The sequence below is a fragment of the Achromobacter sp. RT286_PF genome, assembly GCF_059760425.1.
Map to the genome: position 1 here is coordinate 1 of NZ_JCBAMR010000062.1, position 22761 is coordinate 22761.

17 protein-coding genes are annotated in these 22761 nt (G+C 65.2%); 5 read left to right on the forward strand and 12 right to left on the reverse strand.

The window, feature by feature from the left end; all coding sequences use genetic code 11:
• Positions 1-49 precede the first annotated feature (49 nt).
• The 4 genes from AC6LJY_RS26840 to AC6LJY_RS26855 form a co-directional block, all read right to left on the reverse strand.
• Complete coding sequence (locus AC6LJY_RS26840) at positions 50-664, reverse strand: response regulator transcription factor (RefSeq protein WP_498137162.1); 615 nt, start codon at positions 662-664, stop codon at positions 50-52.
• 127 nt (positions 665-791) lie between these two features.
• Entirely contained in the window at positions 792-1646 is an 855-nt protein-coding gene (panC, locus tag AC6LJY_RS26845) for a pantoate--beta-alanine ligase (protein ID WP_046807377.1), read from the reverse strand.
• 36 nt (positions 1647-1682) lie between these two features.
• Positions 1683-2573 (reverse strand): segregation and condensation protein A, encoded by an 891-nt coding sequence (locus tag AC6LJY_RS26850; RefSeq protein ID WP_046807376.1) that lies wholly within the window; start codon positions 2571-2573, stop codon positions 1683-1685.
• A gap of 17 nt (positions 2574-2590) precedes the next feature.
• The gene (locus tag AC6LJY_RS26855) at positions 2591-2779 is read right to left on the reverse strand and encodes a DUF3460 family protein (protein WP_046807375.1); all 189 of its coding nucleotides are present in this window, start codon (positions 2777-2779) and stop codon (positions 2591-2593) included.
• A 171-nt stretch (positions 2780-2950) separates the two neighbouring features.
• On the opposite strand from AC6LJY_RS26855, the gene AC6LJY_RS26860 reads away from it, so the two are divergent.
• The gene (locus tag AC6LJY_RS26860) at positions 2951-4333 is read left to right on the forward strand and encodes a DHA2 family efflux MFS transporter permease subunit (RefSeq protein ID WP_498137163.1); all 1383 of its coding nucleotides are present in this window, start codon (positions 2951-2953) and stop codon (positions 4331-4333) included.
• Entirely contained in the window at positions 4320-5840 is a 1521-nt protein-coding gene (gene glpK / locus AC6LJY_RS26865) for a glycerol kinase GlpK (RefSeq protein ID WP_498137164.1), read from the forward strand. Before AC6LJY_RS26860 ends, glpK begins: the two co-directional genes overlap by 14 nt.
• A 529-nt stretch (positions 5841-6369) precedes the next feature.
• On the opposite strand, the gene AC6LJY_RS26870 is transcribed toward glpK, so the two are convergent.
• Positions 6370-9981, reverse strand: coding sequence for an indolepyruvate ferredoxin oxidoreductase family protein (locus AC6LJY_RS26870; RefSeq protein ID WP_498137165.1), 3612 nt, complete (start codon positions 9979-9981; stop codon positions 6370-6372).
• Between the two features lie 173 nt (positions 9982-10154).
• Between AC6LJY_RS26870 and mutY the strand changes: the two genes are divergently transcribed.
• Complete coding sequence (gene mutY / locus AC6LJY_RS26875; RefSeq protein WP_314365381.1) at positions 10155-11234, forward strand: A/G-specific adenine glycosylase; 1080 nt, start codon at positions 10155-10157, stop codon at positions 11232-11234.
• 30 nt (positions 11235-11264) lie between these two features.
• On the opposite strand, the gene AC6LJY_RS26880 is transcribed toward mutY, so the two are convergent.
• Positions 11265-12095, reverse strand: coding sequence for a helix-turn-helix transcriptional regulator (locus AC6LJY_RS26880; protein ID WP_104144778.1), 831 nt, complete (start codon positions 12093-12095; stop codon positions 11265-11267).
• A 93-nt stretch (positions 12096-12188) separates the two neighbouring features.
• On the opposite strand from AC6LJY_RS26880, the gene AC6LJY_RS26885 reads away from it, so the two are divergent.
• Entirely contained in the window at positions 12189-12959 is a 771-nt protein-coding gene (locus AC6LJY_RS26885; protein WP_485801963.1) for a class I SAM-dependent methyltransferase, read from the forward strand.
• Between the two features lie 53 nt (positions 12960-13012).
• On the opposite strand, the gene AC6LJY_RS26890 is transcribed toward AC6LJY_RS26885, so the two are convergent.
• The 4 genes from AC6LJY_RS26890 to AC6LJY_RS26905 are packed head-to-tail and all read right to left on the reverse strand — an operon-like array spanning position 13013 to position 17667.
• Positions 13013-14614, reverse strand: coding sequence for a mannitol dehydrogenase family protein (locus AC6LJY_RS26890; protein WP_498137166.1), 1602 nt, complete (start codon positions 14612-14614; stop codon positions 13013-13015).
• Entirely contained in the window at positions 14602-15813 is a 1212-nt protein-coding gene (manD, locus tag AC6LJY_RS26895; RefSeq protein ID WP_314365387.1) for a D-mannonate dehydratase ManD, read from the reverse strand. The genes AC6LJY_RS26890 and manD overlap by 13 nt, the downstream gene beginning before the upstream one ends.
• Before the next feature lie 58 nt (positions 15814-15871).
• Positions 15872-16909, reverse strand: coding sequence for an L-idonate 5-dehydrogenase (locus AC6LJY_RS26900; RefSeq protein ID WP_498137167.1), 1038 nt, complete (start codon positions 16907-16909; stop codon positions 15872-15874).
• A 29-nt stretch (positions 16910-16938) separates the two neighbouring features.
• Positions 16939-17667 (reverse strand): FCD domain-containing protein, encoded by a 729-nt coding sequence (locus AC6LJY_RS26905; RefSeq protein WP_314365391.1) that lies wholly within the window; start codon positions 17665-17667, stop codon positions 16939-16941.
• 215 nt (positions 17668-17882) lie between these two features.
• Between AC6LJY_RS26905 and iaaH the strand changes: the two genes are divergently transcribed.
• The gene (iaaH, locus tag AC6LJY_RS26910) at positions 17883-19367 is read left to right on the forward strand and encodes an indoleacetamide hydrolase (protein WP_498137168.1); all 1485 of its coding nucleotides are present in this window, start codon (positions 17883-17885) and stop codon (positions 19365-19367) included.
• A 115-nt stretch (positions 19368-19482) separates the two neighbouring features.
• Here the strand turns inward: iaaH and AC6LJY_RS26915 are convergent, their stop codons facing one another.
• Together AC6LJY_RS26915 and cynS are read right to left on the reverse strand one after the other, a co-directional pair.
• A complete protein-coding gene (locus AC6LJY_RS26915; RefSeq protein ID WP_498137169.1) occupies positions 19483-21792 on the reverse strand; it encodes a cyanase in 2310 nt (769 codons plus the stop codon).
• A 125-nt stretch (positions 21793-21917) separates the two neighbouring features.
• Complete coding sequence (cynS, locus tag AC6LJY_RS26920; RefSeq protein WP_314365398.1) at positions 21918-22370, reverse strand: cyanase; 453 nt, start codon at positions 22368-22370, stop codon at positions 21918-21920.
• Between the last annotated feature and the right edge of the window lie 391 nt (positions 22371-22761).

Sequence of the window (22761 nt, forward strand, 5' to 3'; positions counted from 1 at the left end):
GCCGAACACCTTGTTCGCGGGCCCGGCGTTTTTTTGGGCCCAGCGCCGCCTAATCATGATTGTCCGCAGGGTCGCCCGTGGGGCCATCCGTGGGGCCATCCGTGGGGTCATCCGTCGGGTCATCCGTGGGGTCGTCCGTCGGGTCATCAGCGGCTGCGGGATCGACTCCATATCCCAGCGGCGGTTCGTGCAGCGTCGTGCTGGACGCCATAGGGGGGAACATGGCGGCGGAATAAATCCCGGGGACGATCGGCTGCGAGACGATGGGCAAATTTGCGTCGGCGGGCAGCCTGGGAGAGCCAGTCATCGGCCTGCCTCCAGCCATACCCAGCGCGGGCCGTGAAGCCGTAGCCGCGCCCCGCTCAGCACCCACCCCAGCACCGCGCTCGGCAGCCACCGCCGCATCCACTGCCGCGGCTTCAAGAATGGGCGACGCCCCGGAACGGCCGTGCGCGCACAGGCGGCAGGCCAGCTCCATGGCGTTGCGGGTATGTAGTTTGGCGAAGATGCGGGCGCGATGGGCTTCCGCCGTGCGCAGCGAAATACCCAGGTCGATGGCGATCACTTTGTTCGGCCTGCCGGCCGCCACATAGTCGACGATTTGCCTTTCGCGGGGCGTCAAGGCGACAAGCGCCGCATCAAGGTCGGGACGGGGAACACGCATGGGGCGACTCGTTTTTGCAATGTAGGATTACAAGAAGTCTGCCCTCCCCCTAAAAACGGCGAAAGCTAGCAATTCTGTCAGGGGTCGGGATGCCGCAATCTGCGGTCCCTACCCTGTTCATGCGGGATCAGGCCGTGTAGGCCAATTCCAGGTTGTCGATCAGACGCGTCGCGCCCAGCTTCGCGGCGGCCAGCACCACTACCGGCTCGCCGGCCTGCAAGTCGGCAGCCTCGGGGCGCTTCAGATCGCGCTGGCGGCGCAGGGCCACGTAATCGACCTTCCAGCCGCGCCGGGTGAGCTCGTCAATGGCGTCGCGCTCCAGGGCTTCGGCATTGCGCTCGCCCTGCGTCAGACGCTGGCCGATCTTCTGCAAGCCCGCATACAGCGCGGGCGCTTCGGCGCGTTCTTCCGGAGTCAGGTAGCGGTTGCGCGAGGACAGCGCCAGGCCGTCATCCGCGCGCACCGTTTCATGGGCAAGCACCTCGACCGGCAGCTGAAACTGGCGGCACATATTGCGCACGACCATCAGCTGTTGGTAGTCCTTCTTGCCGAAGACGGCCACGCGCGGCTGCACGCACGAGAACAGCTTGAGCACCACCGTGCTGACGCCCTCGAAGAAGCCCGGACGGAACTCGCCTTCCAGGATGTCGCCCAGATCGTCCGGCGGCTGCACACGGTAGTTCTGCGGCTCGGGATACATCTCGCGCTCATTCGGCGCGAACAGCACGTAGACGTCGCGCGCCTGCTCCAGCTTTTCAATATCAGCCGCCAGCGTGCGCGGGTATTGGTCGAAGTCCTCGTTCGGACCGAATTGCAGCCGGTTCACGAAGATGCTGGCGACGACGGGGTCGCCATGCTGGCGGGCCAGCTTCATCAGCGACAGGTGGCCTTCGTGCAGATTGCCCATCGTGGGCACGAACGACACGCGGTTCTGGCCGCGCAGGTGATCGCGCAATTCCTGGATGGTGTGTACGACTTTCAAGGGAACTCTCCGGGGTTGGGGGCAGCCCGGTCAGGATCAGGCCGCGACCGCCGCCACGCTGGTGTAAGCCAGGCGGACATAGATGGGCGCATAAGGCTCGGCCTGCGTGATTTCCAGCAGGGATTCGCGAGCCAGTTCCAGCATGGCGATGAAATGCACGACGACGACAGCCGCCGGCGCGCCTTCGCGGACGCGCTCCATGAACAGGTCGCCAAATTCCATGAAGCGCACATCGTTCAGGCGCCGCAGGATATGCGTCATGTGGTCGCGCACCGACAGCTGTTCACGCGTGATGTGGTGGTGCTGGTTCAGCTTGGCCCGCTTCATGATGTCGGCCCAGGCCAGGCGCAGATCGTCCACGCTGACCTCGGGCATCATGCGTTCAACGCTAAGGTCCGCCACGGCCTGGCTGCTGACAAAATCGCGGCCCAGTTGCGGCAGCTTGTCCAGCTTTTGCGCCGCCAGCTTCATCTGCTCGTATTCAAGCAGGCGACGCACGAGTTCGGCGCGCGGGTCTTCGGGCTCTTCGCCGGTGTCGGTCTTCTTGACCGGCAGCAGCATGCGCGACTTGATCTCGATCAGCATGGCCGCCATCAGCAGATATTCGGCGGCCAGTTCAAGATTGGTGATGCGGATCTGGTCCACATAAGACAGGTACTGCCGCGTGACATCCGCCATCGGGATGTCCAGAACGTTGAAGTTCTGCTTGCGGATCAGGTACAGCAACAGGTCCAGCGGCCCTTCGAACGCCTCAAGAAACACCTCCAGCGCGTCCGGCGGAATGTACAGATCCGTCGGCATCTGGAACAGCGGCTCGCCGTACAGGCGCGCGAACGCCACGCTGTCGACGGTGTCTGGCGTGCTGTCCACAGGCGGTTCCACTAGCTTGGCCAGTGCCTCGCCAGGGACTGAAGGGTTACGGGACATGTCTGCCGCAACGGGAATCAGTCTGCCGAATACACGTACGGTTTTTGCGGCACGCGGGCCGCGCGGAAGCCTTCGAGCAGTTCCGGATCTTGCGGTTTGTCCCACAGACGGGCGCGGCCTTCACGCTGGCGTTCTTCCGTGCCAGGGTGCGACTGCTTGAAGTCTTTCAGGAAAAGGGTGATCTCGGATTCGTAGTTGGTCGCCATGACGCCAATTTCAGTAGGTTGCAGATCCGACGAGTTTACTTCACGCGGGGCCAATTCCCCGGCGTTACAATCGTCAGGCACCCAACGCCCCCCTCCGCCATGTCAGCCGAATCCGTCGCCGCAGCCAATCCCGCACCCCCTTCAACCCCGGATGCGGTGCGCGCAGCGCGCATGATCCCCTTCATTGTCGGCTGCGCGCTGTTCATGCAGATGCTGGACGCCACCGTGGTGGCTACCGCCCTGCCCGCCATGGCCCGCGCCTTGGGCTCCACCCCCGTGCGGCTGAACGTGGCCATTACGTCCTACCTGCTCTCGGTGGCCGTGTTCGTGCCCGTCAGCGGCTGGGCGGCCGACCGCTACGGCGCGCGCCGCGTATTTGTGGCCGCCATCGGGCTGTTCACGCTCAGTTCCGTTGCCTGCGCCCTGTCGCAGGACCTGCCCCAGCTTGTCGTGGCCCGCATCGTCCAGGGGATGGCCGGCGCCATGATGGTGCCCGTGGGTCGCATCATCCTGCTGCGCACCGTGCCCAAGCAAGACCTGCTCAAGGCCATGTCGTTCCTGTCCATCCCGGCCCTGCTGGGTCCGGTGATCGGCCCGCCGCTGGGCGGCTTCATGGTCACCTATATGTCGTGGCACTGGATTTTTCTGATCAACATCCCCATCGGCGTGCTGGGTATTGCGCTGGTGCTGCGCTATGTATCTGAAATCAAGGAAGCATCCGCCCCGCGGCTGGACTGGCTGGGCTTTCTGCTCAGCGCGGTGTGCCTGGCCGCGCTGGTGAGCGGCTTTGAAGCCATCGGCCGCGACGTCATGCCGCTGCCCATGCTGCTGGGCCTGATCGCCGTGGGCGCCGCGTGCGGTTTCCTGTACGCCTGGCACGCCCGGCGCATCGACCACCCCATCATCGACCTGTCCTTGATGCGGATTCCCACCTTTGCCATCTCGACGCTGGGCGGCAACCTGTGCCGCTTTGCGGTGGGCGCCACCCCCTTCCTGCTGGCCATGCTGCTGCAAGTGGGCTTTGGCCTGACCCCGTTTTCTGCCGGCCTCATCACCTTTGCCAGCGCCGCCGGCGCCCTGCTGATGAAATTCGTGGCCACGCCCATCGTCCGGCACTTCGGTTTCCGGCGCGTGCTGACCGTAAACGCCCTGTTGACCGGCGTGTTCATCATGGTCTGCGCCACCTTCACGCCCACCACGCCCGTGTGGCTGATGATCGCCATTTTGCTTGTCGGCGGCTTCTTCCGGTCGCTGCAATTTACCGGGGTAAATACGCTAACCTATGCCGACATCCCGCCGTCCCAGATGAGCCGCGCCAGCAGCTTTGCCGCCATGGCGCAGCAACTGGGCATCAGCCTGGGCGTGGGCGTGGCCGCGGTGACGCTGAACGTCAGCATGACGTTGCGCGGCGCCGAAACGCTGGCGATCAGCGACGTCGTCGCCGGCTTTATCGTCATCGGGCTGATGTGCATGGTCTCGACCCTTTCCTTTAGACGCCTCGATCCGCAAGCCGGGGCACACCTGAACGGCGCCAAAAAAAGTGACGACGAATGAATTTGTCCTAGCCCTGGACCAGGGCACGACCAGCTCCCGAGCCATCGTGTTCGACCGCGAATGCGTGGTCCGCGGTGTCGGCCAGCGTGAATTCCGCCAGCACTACCCCCGGCCCGGCTGGGTCGAACACGACGCCAACGAAATCTGGCACAGCCAACTGGACGTGGCCCGCGAAGCCCTGCGCAACGCCGGCGCCACCGCCGCCGACGTGGCCGCCATCGGCATCACCAACCAGCGCGAAACCACGCTGATCTGGGAACGCGCCACCGGCCGCCCGCTGGCCCGCGCCATCGTCTGGCAAGACCGCCGCACCGCACCGCTGTGCGACCAGTTGCGCCGCGACGGCCACGCCGACTTCCTGCAATCGCGCACCGGCCTCGTCGTGGACGCCTACTTCTCCGGCACCAAGCTTGCCTGGCTGCTGGACCACGTGCCCGGCGCCCGCAAGATGGCCGAACGCGGCGAACTGGCATTCGGCACCGTCGACACCTGGCTGATCTGGCAACTGACAGGCGGCGCCGTCCACAGCACCGATTGCAGCAACGCGTCGCGCACCATGCTGTTCGACCTGCACACGCAAGACTGGAACGACGACATCCTGGCCTTGCTGAACATCCCGCGCAGCGTGCTGCCCAAGATCGCGCCCAGCAGCGCCGTCGTGGGCGACGCCCTGCCCGAATGGCTGGGCGGCTCGATCCCCATTGCGGGCGTCGCCGGCGACCAGCAGGCCGCCACCTTCGGCCAGGCCTGCTTCACGCCCGGCATGGCAAAGAACACCTACGGCACCGGCTGCTTCATGCTGATGAACGTCGGCGACCAACCGGTGCAATCCAAGAACCACCTGCTGTCCACCGTGGGCTGGGGCCTGCCCCAAGCCGACGCCGGCAAGTGGAAGCCCACCTACATGCTGGAAGGCGGCGTGTTCGTTGCCGGCGCCGCCGTCCAATGGCTGCGCGACGGCCTGGGCATCATCCAGCGTTCCGATGAAATCGAATCCCTGGCCGCCAGCGTCTCCGACACCGACGACGTCTTCATGGTGCCCGCTTTCGCCGGCCTGGGCGCCCCCCACTGGGACCCCTACGCCCGTGGCACCCTGGTGGGCCTGACCCGCGGCACCACCCGCGCCCATATCGCCCGCGCCACACTGGAATCCATCGCCCTGCAAAGCGCTGAATTGCTGACCTGCATGAACGGCGACAGCGGCATCGCGCTGACCGAACTGCGCGTAGACGGCGGCGCCGCCCGCAACGACCTGCTGATGCAAATGCAAGCCGACCTGCTAGGCGTCCCCGTCGTCCGCCCCCGCGTGCCCGAATCCACCGCCCTGGGCGCCGCCGGCCTGGCGGGCCTGGCGGTAGGCTTCTGGAGCAACCTGGAAGAGTTCGCCTCCAAATGGCAGGCCGAACGCACCTTCACCCCCACCTGGCCCCAAGCCGTACGCGACGCCAGAATGAAACGCTGGCGCCAAGCTGTAGACCTCTCCAAAGGTTGGAGCGCGCCCGCCTGAAGGCGGACCGGGGCGCAAAACCAGCGCCCGCGCCCCGACGCACCACAATCCCCGCATTCGCGCAGCGCCCCCGCCCCGACGCACCACAAACGCGTAAGCCCCAAAAGGCCGCCCGCGCGGCCGGCCTGGGGCGGGCCCCGCAAGCCCTTCCGCCCCACCCCTCCAGTAGGCAAGAACCAAAAGAACGCTCCCCTCCCCAGCCCCCGTCAGCGCCAACTGACGCAGCCTGGCGTGGTGGTGGCGCGGGGTGGCGGGGAGTCGATAAGCCCGAGGGAATCTGAAGGGAGCCGAAGGCGGACGAAGATGACGACGGGGCAGTCCGGAGCGAAGGCTCCGGACCGCAATCGTTGACCCGCCGCCCCGCGCCGCCGCCGCGCCAGGCGTCAAAAGAACCTGCTCCGCTCCAAAAGACCCAAACCGCCCCTGGCCCTAAATCCCAGCATCAAATCCCAGCTTCAAATCCCAGCTTCAAATCCCAGCATCAAATCCCAGCATCCCCCCCCAACCTCAACTCCCACCCCAGCCCCCCTCAAGCCGCCCGAACCCCAATCGCCACCACCCTCGCACTAAATTCCTTCAACAACTCCTCCCGCACCAAAGCCGCCCGCGCCGCCGCCTCCTCCTTCACATGTCCATACCCCCGAATCTCCTCCGGCACCCGCGCTAACGCCACCGCCCTTTCCAGATTCCCCCGATTCAACTTCACCAAAATCGCCGACAACGTCTCCCGATACTCCCGTATCAGCTCGCGCTCTGCCCGCCTCTCCGCCGTATACCCGAACACATCCAACCGCGTACCCCGCAACCGTCGCATCTTCGCCAGCACCCCGAACACCTTCAGCATCCCCGGCCCATAAGCACGCTTGACCAAATGCCCCGCCTTGTCGCGCCGCGAGAACAGCGGCGGCGCCAGATGGAAGTGCAGCTTCCAGTCCCCTTCGAACTGTTCCCCGATCTTCTTCACGAACTCCCCATCCGAATACAGCCGCGCCACCTCGTATTCGTCCTTGTAGGCCATCAGCTTGAAATAGTTGCGCGCCACGGCAACCGCCAACCGATGCGTGCCCGTCGCTTCCTGTTCCGCGCGCGCCACCTTGTCGACAAGATCCGTGTACTGCTTGGCATACGCCGCGTCCTGGTATTGCGTCAGAAACGCCTTGCGCACCGCCACCACCTGCGCCAATTCTCCGGTTGGCTTTTTCAAGTCCGTCACCGGCGCCGCGCTGCGCGGCCGCTTGAGCTCGATGATGTCTTGCGGCCCCGCCAACGGCACCCCGCCGTTCGCCATCAACCGCATCACGTCCGCCGGGTCGTGCGCCGCGCGGCGCCCCCACGCAAACGCCGCCTGATTGTTCACCACCTGCTGACCGTTCAATTCAATTGCCCGCAGCAACGCCTCGCGTGACAACGGCAGCCAGCCCTTTTGATACGCATATCCCATCATCAAGGGGTTGGAGTAGATCGCGTCGCCCAACAACACCACCGCCATCGCCGCCGCATCCACCGCGTACAAATTGTCCTTGCCGCACGCGGCTTGCAGATCCGCCGTCAGATCCGCGCCCGGCAGCGTCCAGTCCGGGTTCGACACAAACGCCGCCGTGGGTGCGGTGTCGCTGTTCAACAGCACCTTCGTGCGGCCCGGGCACACCCGCGCCATGCTGTCCGCGCTGGTCGCCACGACCAAGTCGCCCGCCAGCACCAGATCGGCCTCGCCCATCGCCACGCGCGTATTCAACAGATGTTCCGGCGATTGCCCCAGCACCACATGCGAATACACCGCGCCGCCCTTCTGCGCCAGGCCCGCCATGTCCAGCACCGAACAGCCCTTGCCCTCAAGATGCGCCGCCATGCCCAACAACTGCCCGATCGTCACCACGCCCGTGCCGCCCACCCCCGCGATAAACACGCCGTAAGCGTGATCCGGTACCGGCACGCGCGGCTCCGGCACGCCCTCGTCGACGACGCCTTCCTGCGACAACGCCTGCGGCTTCTTCAGCTTGCCGCCTTCCACCGTCACGAAGCTGGGGCAAAAGCCCTTCAAACAAGAAAAGTCCTTATTGCAGCTGGATTGATTGATCTTGCGCTTGCGCCCAAACTCCGTTTCCAGCGGCTCCACCGACAAGCAATGCGACGCCGTTGAACAATCTCCGCAGCCTTCGCACACGCGCTCGTTGATGACCACGCGCCGCGCCGGGTCCGCATACGCGCCGCGCTTGCGGCGACGCCGCTTTTCCGTTGCACAGGTCTGGTCGTAGATCAGCACGGATACGCCCGGATGCTCGCGCAAATCGCGCATCACCGCGTCCAGTTCATCACGATGCAGCACCGGAACATCCGGCGCCAAACCCGGCGCGTCCTTGTACTTGTCCGGCTCGTCCGTCACCACCACGATTTTCTCGATTCCCTCGGCCGCCATCTGCCGCGAAATCATCGGCACGCTGATGGGTCCGTCCACCGGCTGCCCGCCCGTCATCGCCACCGCGTCGTTGAACAGAATCTTGTAGGTGATGGGCACCTTTGCCGCCACCGCCGCGCGGATCGCCAACAGCCCCGAATGGAAATACGTGCCGTCGCCCAGGTTCGCGAACACGTGTTTTTCTTCCGTGAACGGCGCCTGCCCTATCCAGGGCACCCCCTCGCCGCCCATCTGCGTGTACACCTCGGTATTGCGGTCCATCCACCGCACCATGTAGTGGCAGCCAATGCCCGCCATCCCGCGCGAACCTTCCGGCAAACGCGTCGACGTATTGTGCGGACAGCCCGAACAGAACCACGGCTTGCGCTCCTGCACCACGCGCGGCCGTGCCAGCGCCTGTTCGCGATCCTGAATGAATTGCAGCCGCGCCTCGATACCCGCGCGCACATCGTCCGGCAACGCAAAGCGCAGCAGCCGCGCCGCAATCGCGCGCGCCACCATCGCGGGAGAAAACTCGTAATGTGCCGGCAGCAGCCAGTTGCCCTGCGGCACCGACCATTCACCGCCATCCTTGTCGTCGAATTTACCTACTACCCGGGGAATCTTCTTGCCGCTGCCGATCCAGCTGAACAACTCTTCCTTCAGCTGGTATTCCAGCACCTGGCGCTTTTCCTCGACCACCAGAATCTCGTCCAGCCCGTCGGCAAACTGCTGCATGCCGGCGGACTCCAGCGGCCACACCATGCCCACCTTGTACAGGCGCAGGCCAATGCGTTGGCACACGGCCTCGGTCAAGCCCAAGTCCGACAGCGCCTGACGCGTGTCCAGATACGCCTTGCCCGACGTCATGATGCCAAAGCGCGCATCGCGTTGCGGCACCTGCCACAGCTCGCGATTCAGCTTGTTGGCGCGCGCGTACGCCAGCGCCGCGTACAGCTTGTAGTCCAACAGCCGCGCCTCTTGTTGCAGCGGCGTGTCGGGCACCCGGATGTTCAGGCCGTCGGGCGGCAAGATGAAATCTTCCGGCAACTGAATTTGCACGCGATGCGGGTCCACGTCCACCGACGCCGACACTTCAACGATGTCGGTAATGCACTTCATGCCTACCCACACACCCGCATAGCGGCTCATCGCCCACCCGTGCAGCCCGTAATCCAGCACCTCTTGAACGCTGGACGGAAATAGCGCCGGAATCATGCAGGCCTTCAGGATGTGATCGCTTTGGTGCGGCAAGGTCGAAGACTTGGCCGGATGGTCGTCGCCCGCCACCACCAGCACGCCGCCATGCCGCGACGTGCCCGCGGCGTTGGCATGCTTGAAGACGTCGCCGCAGCGGTCCACGCCCGGCCCCTTGCCGTACCACATGCCGAAGACGCCGTCGTACTTGGCGCCCGGAAACAGGTTCACCTGTTGCGAGCCCCACACCGCCGTGGCGGCCAGGTCTTCATTGACGCCCGGCTGAAATTCAATGTGGTGCGCCTTCAAGTGCCTGGCCGCCTTCCACATGTTCTGGTCCACCCCACCCAGCGGAGAACCCCGGTAGCCGGACACGAAGCCCGCGGTGTTCAACCCCGCCCGCGCATCGCGCACGCGCTGCATCATGGGCAGGCGCACCAGGGCGTGGATGCCGCTCATCCAGGCGCGGCCGGATTCCAGGGTGTACTTGTCGTCAAGTTGGACGGATTCAAGCGCCGTGCGTACGGCGGCTGGCAGGGGGGCATTCATGTGTACTCCAAAATCCTGGAGGCCCCCTCCAGCTTCGCGAGCCGCCTCGCTTGACGGTCACGCGGGCCAACAAGGGCCGTGAAAGTGAAGTCGTGGCGCGTGTGCGCTGTAGTGCCGATAGTTGTAACCGGTCGCCCCCACCCCGGCAATAGGGCGATGCGATAATTGCCGCCATGGACTTCGCCCCTAGAATCGTCGCCTGGCAACGCCAGCACGGCCGCCACGATCTGCCCTGGCAAAACACGCGTGACCCCTATCGGATCTGGCTATCCGAGATTATGTTGCAGCAGACGCAAGTGGCCACCGTCATCCCGTACTACGAACGTTTCCTTCAGCGTTTTCCGGACGTCGCCGCGCTGGCCGCCGCCAGCCAGGAAGACGTGATGCCGTATTGGGCCGGGCTGGGCTACTACGCCCGCGCGCGCAACCTGCATCGCTGCGCGGTGCAGATCGCTGAACTGTGGAACGGATGCTTTCCGCCTTCGGCCGAAGCCATCGCCACGCTGCCCGGTATCGGCCGGTCCACCGCCGCCGCCATCGCCGCGTTCGCCTACGGCGAGCGCTCGCCCATCCTGGACGGCAACGTCAAGCGCGTCTTCACGCGCCACTTCGGCATTGCCGGCGACCCCGCCAAGCGCGAGGTCGAAACCCGCTTGTGGGCATTGGCCGACGCGCAGGTCGAAGCGGCGCCCGGGCTGGACATGGCCGCCTACACGCAAGGCTTGATGGACCTGGGCGCCACGCTGTGCACGCGCGGCAAGCCCGCCTGTGAACGCTGCCCCATGGCGGACACCTGCGTCGCCCGCCGTGAAGGCCGCCAGGCCGAACTGCCCACACCCAAGGTCCGCAAGGCGATTCCTGAACGCGAGACCGGCATGTTGGTGTTGCAGCACCAGGGCGCTTTCCTGTTGCAGCAGCGGCCTGAACCGGGCATCTGGGGCGGCCTGTGGAGCCTGCCTGAATTCGACGTGGCGGGCGACCCCGACGCCGCCTCGCGCGCGCTGGGACTGGAACCGGAACAGCGCTTCGAACTGGCCGCTTTCGCCCACACGTTCACGCACTATCGCCTGCACATCCGTCCGTGGCTGGTGCCCGTGCGCGCCGCCAGCTTGCGCGAATCGCCCGTGCCGGAACGCTGGGTGCCCGCCGACAAGCTGGCATCCATGGCGCTGCCCGCGCCGGTCAAGAAACTATTGCAGGGGCTGGTCGACGCGGGCATGCAGGACAGCCTGTTCTGCACGGCCAAGCGCTGAAAAAATGGCAACTCGCCGCCGCCCCGCGACCTATCTGTCTTCAGGCGCCGAGCCGCTCAACAGCATCACCAGTTTCAGGTCGGGGTGCGTGGCCAGTCGGAACGTGATCTGCTGAAACGCCAGCTTGCCGTCGCGGGGGTGCTGGAATTCACGCAGGCCGCCTTCGCGTTCCACCACCGCATGGCGCGTCCACCAATGGGCGAACACCGGGCTTTGGCGATTCAGCGTGTCCAGCAGGGCAAGCACGGCCGGCTCATCCAGATGCGCGCCCGCGTCGGCACGAAATTCCGCCACCACGCGGCGCGCGCGCTGATCCCAATCCACCACCAGGTCACGCGCGGCCGGGTCCAGGAAGATGTAGCGCAATAGATTCGGTTCGGCATCGCGCTTGGGCCAGTTGTCGAACAGGTCGCGCAGCGGCTCGTTCCACGCCAGCACATTCCACGCGCGGTCCAGCACATAGGCCGGCGCGTTGATGGCGTCCACGCATTCCTGCAAAGGGCCGGGCGCGGCGCCTGCGTCATCGCGCGCGTGCTGGGGGTCGGCGCAGTCGGCAAGGTCGAACAGGTAGGCGCGTTCGGCGCGCGCCAGTTGCAGCACGCCCGCGATGCGCGACCACACGGACGGCGACACCGAGACTTCCCGGCCTTGCTCGATCCACGTGTACCAGGTGACGCTGATCCCGCAAAGTTGCGCCACTTCTTCGCGTCGCAGGCCCGGCGTGCGGCGCCGCATGCCTTCGGGTAGACCCGCCATCTGAGGCGTAATGCGCGACCGCGCGCTACGCACGAATTCGCCTAGCGCCTGGCGGCGCAGGGGCGATCCGTCTTGGTTGGCCGCGCTTTGGGGGGAAGTAGTCATACCAGGATAAGCAATGGACTTGTACGTGTATAAAGGCCGGCCTATCTTAGCGCCTGCACCTTACACCCCGCACAACGCCAACCAAGGAATTTCATGACCGCCAGCACCCACGACGCCGCCGTCGACCGCCAGTTCAGCCCCCGCGCCACGGCGTACCTGACCAGCGCCGTCCACGCCCAGGGCGAAGACCTGCTGCAAATGGCCGGCATCGCGCGCGAACACCCGCAGGCACGCGTGCTGGACCTGGGCTGTGGCGGCGGCCACGTGACGTTTCACGTGGCGCCCGAAGTCCAGGCCGTCACCGCCTACGACCTGTCCCAGCAGATGCTGGACGTGGTGGCCGGTGAAGCCGCCAAGCGCGGGCTGGCCAACGTGGCCACGCGCCAGGGCAAGGCCGAATACCTGCCCTTTGCCGATGGCGAATTCGACGTGGTGATGTCGCGCTATTCCACCCACCACTGGCAGGACGCCGGCCGTGGTCTGCGCGAAGCGTTCCGCGTGCTCAAGCCCGGCGGCATCGCCGTGTTTGCTGACGTGGTCTCGCCCGGCGAGCCGCTGCTGGACACCTGGCTGCAAACGATTGAAGTGCTGCGCGACACGTCCCACGTGCGCGACTATTCCGTGGCCGAATGGACGCGGATGCTGACCGAGGCAGGCTTCACCTTGCTGGGCCTGTCGCCGCGCCGCCTGCCGCTGGAATTCCAAACCTGGGTGACGCGCATGCGCACGCCGGACACGCTGGTCGCGGCGTTGCGCCATATGTTCAGCATTGCGCCCGATGTGGTGCGCGCGCATTTCGATGTGCAGGACGACGGCTCGTTCACCAGCGACACGGCGACGATCGTGGTGAAGAAGCCGGGGTGATGAACACGGCCTACGGAAACAGGCCATACGGAAACAGGCCTACGTAAGCACGCCTACGTAAGCGGGCCCTGCGTGCTCAGCGCCCCCGCCACGCCCCGCGTGCGCAGCGCATGCGCGGCTTGCGACACCGCCCGCACAAAGCGCGGGTCGTCGCCCAGGTCGCCAAACACCGCCGTCACGCCGGTCAGCGTTTCGGTCCAGGCTTGCATGGCGGGCGGCCCCGCGCTGCCGCCCTCGAAGGCACGCTCCGCCTCGGCAAGCCGTTGCGCCAACTCGGCCGCCATCGGGTCCTGGATGTCGTAACGCCGCCCCGCCTCATCAACGCCGCGCAAAAAATGCAGCCACGCGGCCACCGCCAGCGCCAGCTTGTCAATCGGCAAATCCGCCGCCAAGCGGGCACCCACGGTGTCCAGCAAGCGTTGCGGCAGCTTCTGCGAACCGTCCATCGCAATCTGCCGGGTCTGGTGTTTTAACGCCGGGTTCTCGAAGCGCTGCAACAGCCGCTGCTGATAATGCGCCAGGTCCAGGCCCGGCAAGGCGGGCAGCGTCGGCATGATTTCGTCCTGCATCAACGCGGCCAGATAAGCCTTCAGCGCCGGCTGGGCCATCGCTTCGTCCACCGTCGCCCAGCCCGCCATCACCGACAGATAGGCCAGCGCCGAATGCAGGCCGTTGACGGTGCGCAGCTTCAAGGTTTCAAACGGCGCGGCATCCGACACGAAACGCGCGCCGCCCGCCGCCCAGTCCGGCCGGCCGGCGGCAAACCGGTCTTCGACCACCCATTCCAGATAGGGCTCGCCCACTACCGGCCACGCATCGTACAGGCCCAGCGCGCGTGCCACGGCGCGGCGATCCTCGTCGGTTGTACGAGGCACGATGCGGTCCACCATGGAACACGGGAACGCGCACGAGGCATCGATCCATGCCGCCAGGGCCGGGTCAAGCTGCCGCGCAAACGCCAGCACCATGCCGCGCAGCAGATGCCCGTTGCCGGGCAGGTTGTCCAGCGACATCAAGGTGATTGCGCCGCGCCCCGCCGCGCGCCGCTGCTGCAAGCCCCACACCAGATAACCGATGGTGCTGCGCGGCGCCAGCGGATGGGCAAGGTCGTGCACGATGTCGGGGTGTTGCAGGTTCAACCGGCCAGTGGCCGGATCGTGGCAATAGCCCTTCTCGGTCACGGTCACGCTGACGATGCGCGTGTCCGCATGGGCGATGCGCGTCAGGACGGCTTCAGGATCTTCGGGCGCGACCAGGGTTTCGATCAGGCAGCCGATCACCGCAATCTGCTGTTGCAGGCCGCTGCCCGCGCCTGCGCCCAAACCTGTGCCCTGGCTCGCGCTGCGTAGCGCCAACGCGTACAACCCGGCTTGCGGCGCCAGCGCATCGCGCGTGTCCGTCTGCCGCAACGACACACCGCAGATACCCCAGCCCAAGCCCCGGTCCACGTCCACGTCAGCGCCCGCGCCCGCGCCGGCATGCAGCGCGGCCTCGTTGACCGCCGCCAGATGCGCGCGCGCGAATGCCCCCAAGCCCAGGTGCACGATGCCCACGCGCAAGGCGGCGCGGCCATAGGTGGGCCGCGTCACCGCATCGGGCAATGAGGCCAATCGCTCAGGCGCAAGCCGCGCGGCGTCGGCCGCTACCAATTCCACAGCGTGCCGTCCTGCTGCAAGCGGTTGACCGGCAGGTAAGCACGTTTATAGGGGTACTTGGCCGCCAGCGCTTCATCGATGTCCACGCCATGGCCCGGCACGTCGCCGGGATACAGCATGCCCTGGTTGAACGTATAGGCGTGCGGAAAGACGGCGTCTGTTTCCTCGGTGTGGCGCATGTATTCCTGGATGCCGAAGTTGGGCACCCACAGGTCAAAGTGCAACGCCGCGCCCATGCACACTGGCGACAGGTCGGTAGCGCCGTGGCAGCCGGTGCGCACCTGGTACAGCGCGGCCAGGTCCGCGATACGGCGCAGGTGCGTGATGCCGCCCGCGTGCACCACGGTGGTCCGGATGTAGTCGATCAGCTGGTTCTGCACCAGATCCTTGCAATCCCAGATGGAATTGAAGATCTCGCCCACGGCCAGCGGCGTGGTCGTGTGCTGCCGGATCAGGCGGAAAGCATCCTGGTTTTCAGCCGGGGTCGCGTCTTCCATCCAGAACAGGTTGTAGGGTTCCAGCGACTTTCCCAGCCGCCCGGCTTCGATCGGCGTCAGGCGGTGATGCACATCGTGCAGCAGGTGATGATCAAAGCCCAGCTTGTCGCGGATGCGTTCGAACAGTTGCGGGGTGTGACGCAGGTATTTTTCGGTGGACCAGTCATGTTCGCTGGGCAGGTCGGCGTCGGCGGGCTCGTAGAACAGGTTGCCGCGCCCCACGCCATAGACCTTGTCCAGCCCCGGCACCCCGCTTTGCGCGCGGATGGCGTGATAGCCCATGTCGGCATAGCGCAGCACTTCATCCAGCGTGTGCTCGATGTCCGAGCCATTGGCGTGGCCGTAAACCATGACGCCGCTGCGGCTCTTGCCACCCAACAGCTGGTACAGCGGCATGCCGGCCGCCTTGGCCTTCAAGTCCCATAGCGCGGTGTCCACGGCGGCGATCGCGGTCATGGTGACCGGGCCGCGCCGCCAGTACGCACCTTTGTACAAGTACTGCCAGATGTCCTCGATCTGATGCGCGTCGCGCCCGATCAGGCAGGGGATCACGTGTTCGGTCAGGTACGCCGACACCGCCAGTTCGCGCCCGTTCAAGGTGGCGTCGCCGATGCCCGTCAGCCCCTGGTCGGTCTCTATCTTCAGGGTCACGAAGTTGCGGCCCGGCGAACAAACGATCACGCGTGCATTCGTAATTTTCATTGTGGTTTTCCGAGTAGACAGCGGGGGGCAGGAATAGGGTTGGCCGGAGCAGGCCGCGTCAGAACGTCACCATTACCTTCATCGCCAAATGCCGATCGGCCGCCAGCGCGAAGGCGTCATGCACGTTACGCACCGGCACCACCGCCGTCAGCAGCGGCGACACGTCCAGTACGCCACGGCTCAGGTAATCCACCGCCCAGGCGTACTCGTCGACGAAGCGAAAGCTGCCGATCACCGACAGGCTTTTCACCATGATCTGATTGAACGGGCATTGCTCGCTGCTGCCGTTCAACGTGCCTACCGTGACGATGACGCCGCGCGGGCGCGTGACGCGGAGGCAGTTGGCCAGCCCCGCGTAATTGCCGGACGCTTCAAAGCACACGTCGACTGTGCCCTTGCCCGCGGCAAGCGCGTCGATGGCGCGGGGGTCGGTAGCGGCATTGATGGTGCGCGTGGCGCCCACGCGGGCGCAGGTGGCCAGTGTTTCATCCACGATGTCCACTACCGTCACCTGGCTGGCGCCGGCCAGCCGCGCCGCCATCAGGATCAAGGCGCCGATGGGGCCGGCCCCCACCACCATCACCGACTTGCCCAGCAGACTGCCAGCGCTGCGCACCGCGTGCAGCGCCACGGCCAGGGGTTCGCCAAAGGCCGCCAGTTCGAACGACAAGCTATCCGGCACGGGCAGGCATTGCGCGTCCTGTACCACAACCTGTTCGCGCATGGCGCCCTGCATGTGCGGATAGCGGCTGGCGCTACCAAAAAAATGCACCGCTTCGCAGTGGTTGGAATCGCCTTGACGGCAATAGCGGCACACGCCGCAGGTGCGGGCCGGGTCCAGCGCCACGCGGTCGCCCGGCTTCACGGCGGTAACGGCGGCGCCGACTTCAAGCACCTGGCCAGAGGCCTCGTGGCCGGGCGTCAGCGGTTCGCGGATGACAAAGTCGCCCACCCTGCCATGACGGTAGTAATGCAGGTCCGACCCGCAGATGCCCACCGCCTTGATGGCCACGCGCACCTGCGTCGCGCCCAACGCTTCAGGCGCCTGTACGTCCAGACGCAGATCCTGTGCACCATGAATTGCGCAATTCAACATGCTGGTGTGCCCCTATGTGACGGGATGCGCTATCGCCACCCCTGGGCGAATTCGCCGATGACGCGTTCCAGGTGCGCACGCATCGCCAGTCTGGCCGCCTGCGCATCGCGCGCGACCAGCGCGCTGAAAATTCGCTGATGGTCTTGCTGCGATGCCTGACGCAAATCCTGCGAATGGAAATGCTGTTCTATCTTTTCCCAGATCGGGCCTTGGGCCTGGTCCCACATTGACGTTACCGTCGCCAGCAACACGCTATTGCCGGTGGACTGCGCGATGAGAAGGTGAAAGCGCCGGTCGGCCTCTTGGTTGGCCGCCTTGTCCGTCATCTGCTCGCGCATGGTGGTAAGCGCCTCGAAGATGCGGTCCAGGTCGGCATCGCTGCGCGTCGTGGCGGCCAGCGCCGCCACCTCGGACTCGATCAGGCAGCGCGCCCGCAGCAGTTCAAACGGCCCGGCCCCCGCTTCCCGCGCGGGCGGCAGGCGGGCCACGCCGGGCTTGGGTTCGCAGACATAAATACCCGACCCGCCCCGCACTTCCACCACCCCTTGCAGTTCCAGCGCGATGATGGCTTCGCGCAGCGCGGTGCGGCTGACATCAAAGCGTTCAGCCAGCGCGCGTTCGGCCGGCAGCCGCTTGCCGACGGCGAATTCGCCTTGGGCGACCAGGGCGTGGATCTGCGCGGCCAGCCGCACGTAGGCGCGGTCCGGCGCGGGCTTGCTGGCCGGCTCTTCGGGTTTGGGGATGAGTTGCAGCGTCATGGCAGGTCGAAGTGGTCTGACCAAATAATATTTGGTTCACCAATTTTAGGCATCATGGTTTACCAGTACCCCGTCGGCAAACCGTCGGTAAACAGTCGGCGCCCCCCCGGTGAACCAGATCCTGGGCGGCGCAGGCGTAGCGGCGGCGCTCGACACGCCCGCCCGCTAACGGTATAGATGGCGGTTCCATCAACCGTGCCTAAGGGAACCGCGCCATGTCCGATTCATCCAAGCAGCCCACGTCCGCGCCGCCCTTGCCCCCTGCTCACGGCGACGACGTGCTGGCCGCCCTGACCGTCGGCCAGGCCGCGGCCCTGATCCGTGAGGGCCGCTTGTCCAGCGAAGCGCTGACCCAGGCCAGCCTGACCCGTATCGACGCCCACGCCGCGCTGAACGCCTTCATTACCGTGGACCACCATGGCGCACTGGCCCAGGCCCGCGCCTACGATGCGCAACCGCACGGCGGCCCGTTGGGCGGCGTGCCCATCGCCATCAAAGACAACATCCACGTTGCCGGCCTGCCCAACACGGCCGGCACGCCCGCGCTGAAATCGTTCCGCCCGGCGCAAGACGCGCCGGTGGTGCAGCGGCTGCGCGCGGCGGGCGCGGTCATCGTTGGCAAGACCAACATGCATGAACTGGCGTTTGGCGTGTCGGGCTACAACACCGCGTTTCCCGGCCCGTTGGGCGACGGCACGCGCAACGCCTATGACAGCAGCCGCATCGCAGGCGGTTCGTCGTCGGGCAGCGGCGCCGCCGTGGGCGCGCGCCTGACGCCGGCCGCCATGGGCACCGACACCGGCGCATCGGTGCGGCTGCCGGCGTCGGTGAACGGCGCCGTTGGGTTCCGGCCGTCCGTCGGGCGCTATGACGGCGCGGGTATCACGCCCATTTCGCACACCCGCGATACCCCGGGCCCCATTGCCAACAGCATGGACGACATCGTGCTGCTGGATGCCGTGCTGGCCGACGACAACGCACCGCTTGCCCCCCTTGCCGCTGAAAACGTGCGCCTGGGCCTGGCCAGCTATTTCTGGAACGACCTGGAGCCCCAGGTGCGCGAGGTCACCCACGCCGCGCTGCAAAAGCTGCGCGACGCGGGCGTGCAGTTGGTGGAGATCGACATGCCCGAGCTGCCTGCCGCCAACGCCGCGGTCGGCATGCCGCTATGCCTGTATGAACAAAAGCCGGACCTGACCGACTACCTGCAACGCTACGACACGGGCGTGAGCTTTGACGAGGTGGTGGCGCGGATATCCAGCCCCGACGTCAAAGGCATTTTTGAAGGCCTGATCGTGCCCGGCGTATTGCCCGCGCCGGATGGTCAGGTACTGGCGCTGCAACCCTTGTACGAGCGCGTGATCTCGCACCAGCGCGATGAACTCATCGACGTCTATCGCCGCGCGTTCAAGGAACACCGGCTGGACGGCCTGCTGTTTCCCACGCTGCCGATCCTGCCCCTGCCCGCTACGCCGCAGGCCAGCAGCTTCGAAGCGTTCAGCCGCCTGGCCCGCAACGTGGACCCGGGCAGCAACGCCGGGCTGCCGGGCTTGAGCATCCCGGCCGGGTTGTCGAAAGAAGGCCTGCCCGTGGGCTTGGAGATAGACGCGCTGCCGAACGCAGACCGCGCGGTGCTGGCGATTGGGCTGACCCTTGAACGCATCCTGGGCCGCATCGCCCCGCCGTCGGCCTGCCGATAGACGATACGCGTGACAAACAAACGGGTCGAGGCATCGTGCTTGCGCCGGTTCGCCTCGACCTGGTCTTACCTGCTGCGGCGCCCACCACGGCGCGCATGATTGCGCCCGTTATGTGTCACGCATCGAAAGGCTCGAAGCGACCGCTCAGTTCGATTGCCACGCGATCCCCGTCCGCGTGGGGAATCCGGTCGACGCTTATCCGAAAGTCCGTCGTCGACATCACGCCATCGCCCAACCGTTCGGACAGCAGCGTCTTCATCGTCGGGCCGTACATGGCAAAGATTTCTCTGAAAGCGCGCATCAACGGGTCGTTGGGACTGAGCCGGACAAGGGCCGACCTTCCCGCAGGCGGCGTTGGCGGCGCGGTGTAGACCACCGACTCCAGCGTGGTGAAGACCTTGGCGGCTTCATTGTTCAGGCTGGCGGCATTGCCCCCGTTAGCCGCCAACACCAGACCCGCCACCGCGTTGACCGAACTCATGAACGCGCCTTCCAGCCAGCCGCCCAGGTGGCTGAAGCTGTCAGACGCGATGAAGAAGCGGCTGTCCAGCTCGGGATGCTGGGCGTGCGTGTGATAGCGGAAGCAGAAATTGCTTTGGTAGTGGTCACCGCTCAGGTCAAGCTTGAAGCCGCCGGCCGAACCATTGGTCGTCCAGTCGAACACAAAGCGGTTCTGCACCTGGATCTTTTTCAGGATATCGACAAACCACCAGCGCTTGTAGACGTCTTCGCCAGGAAACTTGATGTCCTTGTCGGCGCGATTGATCATCCGCGTAAACATGCCGTTGGCGTCGCTTTCGCCCGCGCTTGCCGGCGGGTTTTGCGGATACGCACCGAAGTCGCGTTGCAGGCGGGTGGAGTCGTCGTCCCAGGTGTAGCTTGCCAGCACGCTGGAATAATCCGCGCTGATCGAGCTTGGCACGATGTAGCTCGTGGCCAGGCCGCTATCGGACACGACGGCCTTGATGGGTTCCGAAACACCGCCCGGTAGTGTCAGCATCGGCAGGTTAGCCAGATCGGCATTGCTGATCGTGCCGAAGATCTTCGAGGACCGCACCATGCGCAACATGCTGATCGCGGTGACGGCCCGGGCGTTCGGGATGTCGCTGGTGGTGCTGAGCAGCAAGGGCGGCAACACGTCGGTAAACGCGCGTCCTTCCAGCCCCATTGTCTGATCGCCGAACGTGACGCTGGCACTGGGCTGCGTGGCATAGCCGGCCCGGGTCACCAGGCCAATCAGTTGTTCATGCGGCAACGCCAGGATCACGTAATCGAATGACTGGTCCAGCAGCTTGTCGCCGCCGGGCGCATAGTGCGCGACCACGGCGGTGTTCGCCCCGGAAACCTTGCGGTGGAACACGTCGGACACGCGACCTTGAATCGGGGTGACGCTGAATTTATTTGCCGGTGCACTGGCCAGCGTGGTGGTGTAAAGCTGGCGGATGAAGTCGACGTTCTCGACCACGGGCAAGGTGTATTCGTTGGAATAATCCCAAAGGACCAGCCGCATCATTTCGACGATGGAGATGCCGAACAGCGATTTGAATCCGCCCGTGCCGAATCCGAATCGGGCAAACAGTTCTACATAGTAGTTTTCAGTATCGTCGGGGCTCAGGCCCGGCAGTGCGGGCAAAGACGCGCCGTACTCCCGGATGATGGTGCGCACGGCGCCTTCCAGTGTGGTGCCATCGTTGTCCGCGATAAATCGTTTCCAGTCCCGGTCGATTTCCTGCAACAGTGCGTCGGAGCTGGTATCCGTGGTCAGAATCCGAATGACATCGAGCGGCGTGCGCGGGCCAATGGGCAGCAGCGCCGGCACGCCGTCGCCGACCAAGCGCGACGACACCAGGTCGCGGACCGCCCGCGTGGGCGAATCGGGGTCCTGCCACGCATTGCCCTTGTAGCGGTCGGCGCGGTGCCCGAATACGAATTCCGTAGCGATCTTGCCCGGGTTGGGAAACACCTGCACTTTCGCTGCCGCGCCGAACACGCGCTGCGCATACTGCCAGGTCAGGCCGGCGCTTTCCGGAAAGCGCATCGCGCCCACCTCGTACACCGTGCGGTCATCGGACTGCACGGCCAGGACACGGCCTGCCTTCTTACCCTTGACGGTCAAGCCTCGGGCCAGATCGAACAGGAAACTGTCCGGGTCCGATTCATACAGCGAGACGTTCACCGTCCCTGTCGTGTCGTTCACCATGCGCGACAGCTCGTTCAAGGCAGCGATGCCTGCCGCGCCCGCGCCCACGATCGCGACACGCAGGTTCTTGCCGGCGGGCAAGGTGCCAAGCGGTTGCTGCACGATGGTGGGATAGACGATCCGCGCGGAATCGGGATGGCGGAAATACCGGCCGACTTTGGCCACGTCGGCGATGGTTTTTGCATCGGGCGCTTTGGCAAGATTGCGGATTACAGTGACGCTCATCTCGTCCTCCTTGGTGAGTGACGGAAGGGGCTTGCAGGGGTCTGATCGAGGGATGGCCTCGCGGGCCTGACCAGCTATGAAAGGCGGGGCCGCGACGCCTGTCACGGCCCCGCGCGGCACGGGATTCAGTTCATCGTGAACGGCATGAACTTGCCGGTCATCTGAAGCCGCACGCGGGGACCGCTCGGGCCTTCGGTTTGGTCCACCACCAGGTCAAAATCCGTAGTGGACATGACGCCATCGCCGAATTTTTCCGAGATCAGCTGCTTCAGGGTGGACCCGTAGATCAGCAGAAACTCATAGAAGCGATAGACGGCAGGATCCGTGGGAATCAGGGCTTCCAGCGAGCCCCGGTCGGGCGACGTCTGAAGAATCAGCTTTTCCGTGTTGGTCAGGCCCAAGCTCAGCAGGCCGTCCAATTTGCCGACGTTGAGTTCGGACAACGGCATCTGGCCCAGGCATGCCGCGGTGGCCTTGGCAAGGGGCAGTCCGAGCGCATCGGCAATCGCCTGCCACTTGATATTCGCTTCCAGTTTCTTGATCAGGATCTTTTCGATAAGCGCAGCGCGCATCTTCATCTCGTTCTCCTAGCATTGAAAAGCACAGGAAATGACACGACGACCGATAACGGCACAGCATCCGATTACTACAGGGAAATTGAAAGTAAAGCCTTACGTACTCGGACAAGCCGGCGTTTTTTATTATTGATGTTGCAACTGTGATTCGACGCCAGCAGATACCACCATCGACCGCACATGAACGTAAAGCGTTGAATTTAAATAGACATTCAAGCTTGAAGGCGATGTTACTTGCGGCTTCTGCTTATTAACTGGAATACATACGTAGACATATATATTCTGATTCTTCCTATACCAGTCCTATACCACTCCGATACCAGTCCGAGAGGGCTCAGATATCTTTTGGGCCTCTTCCCGCGAACCAAAGCACGGCGGGCCGGCCCATCAACCG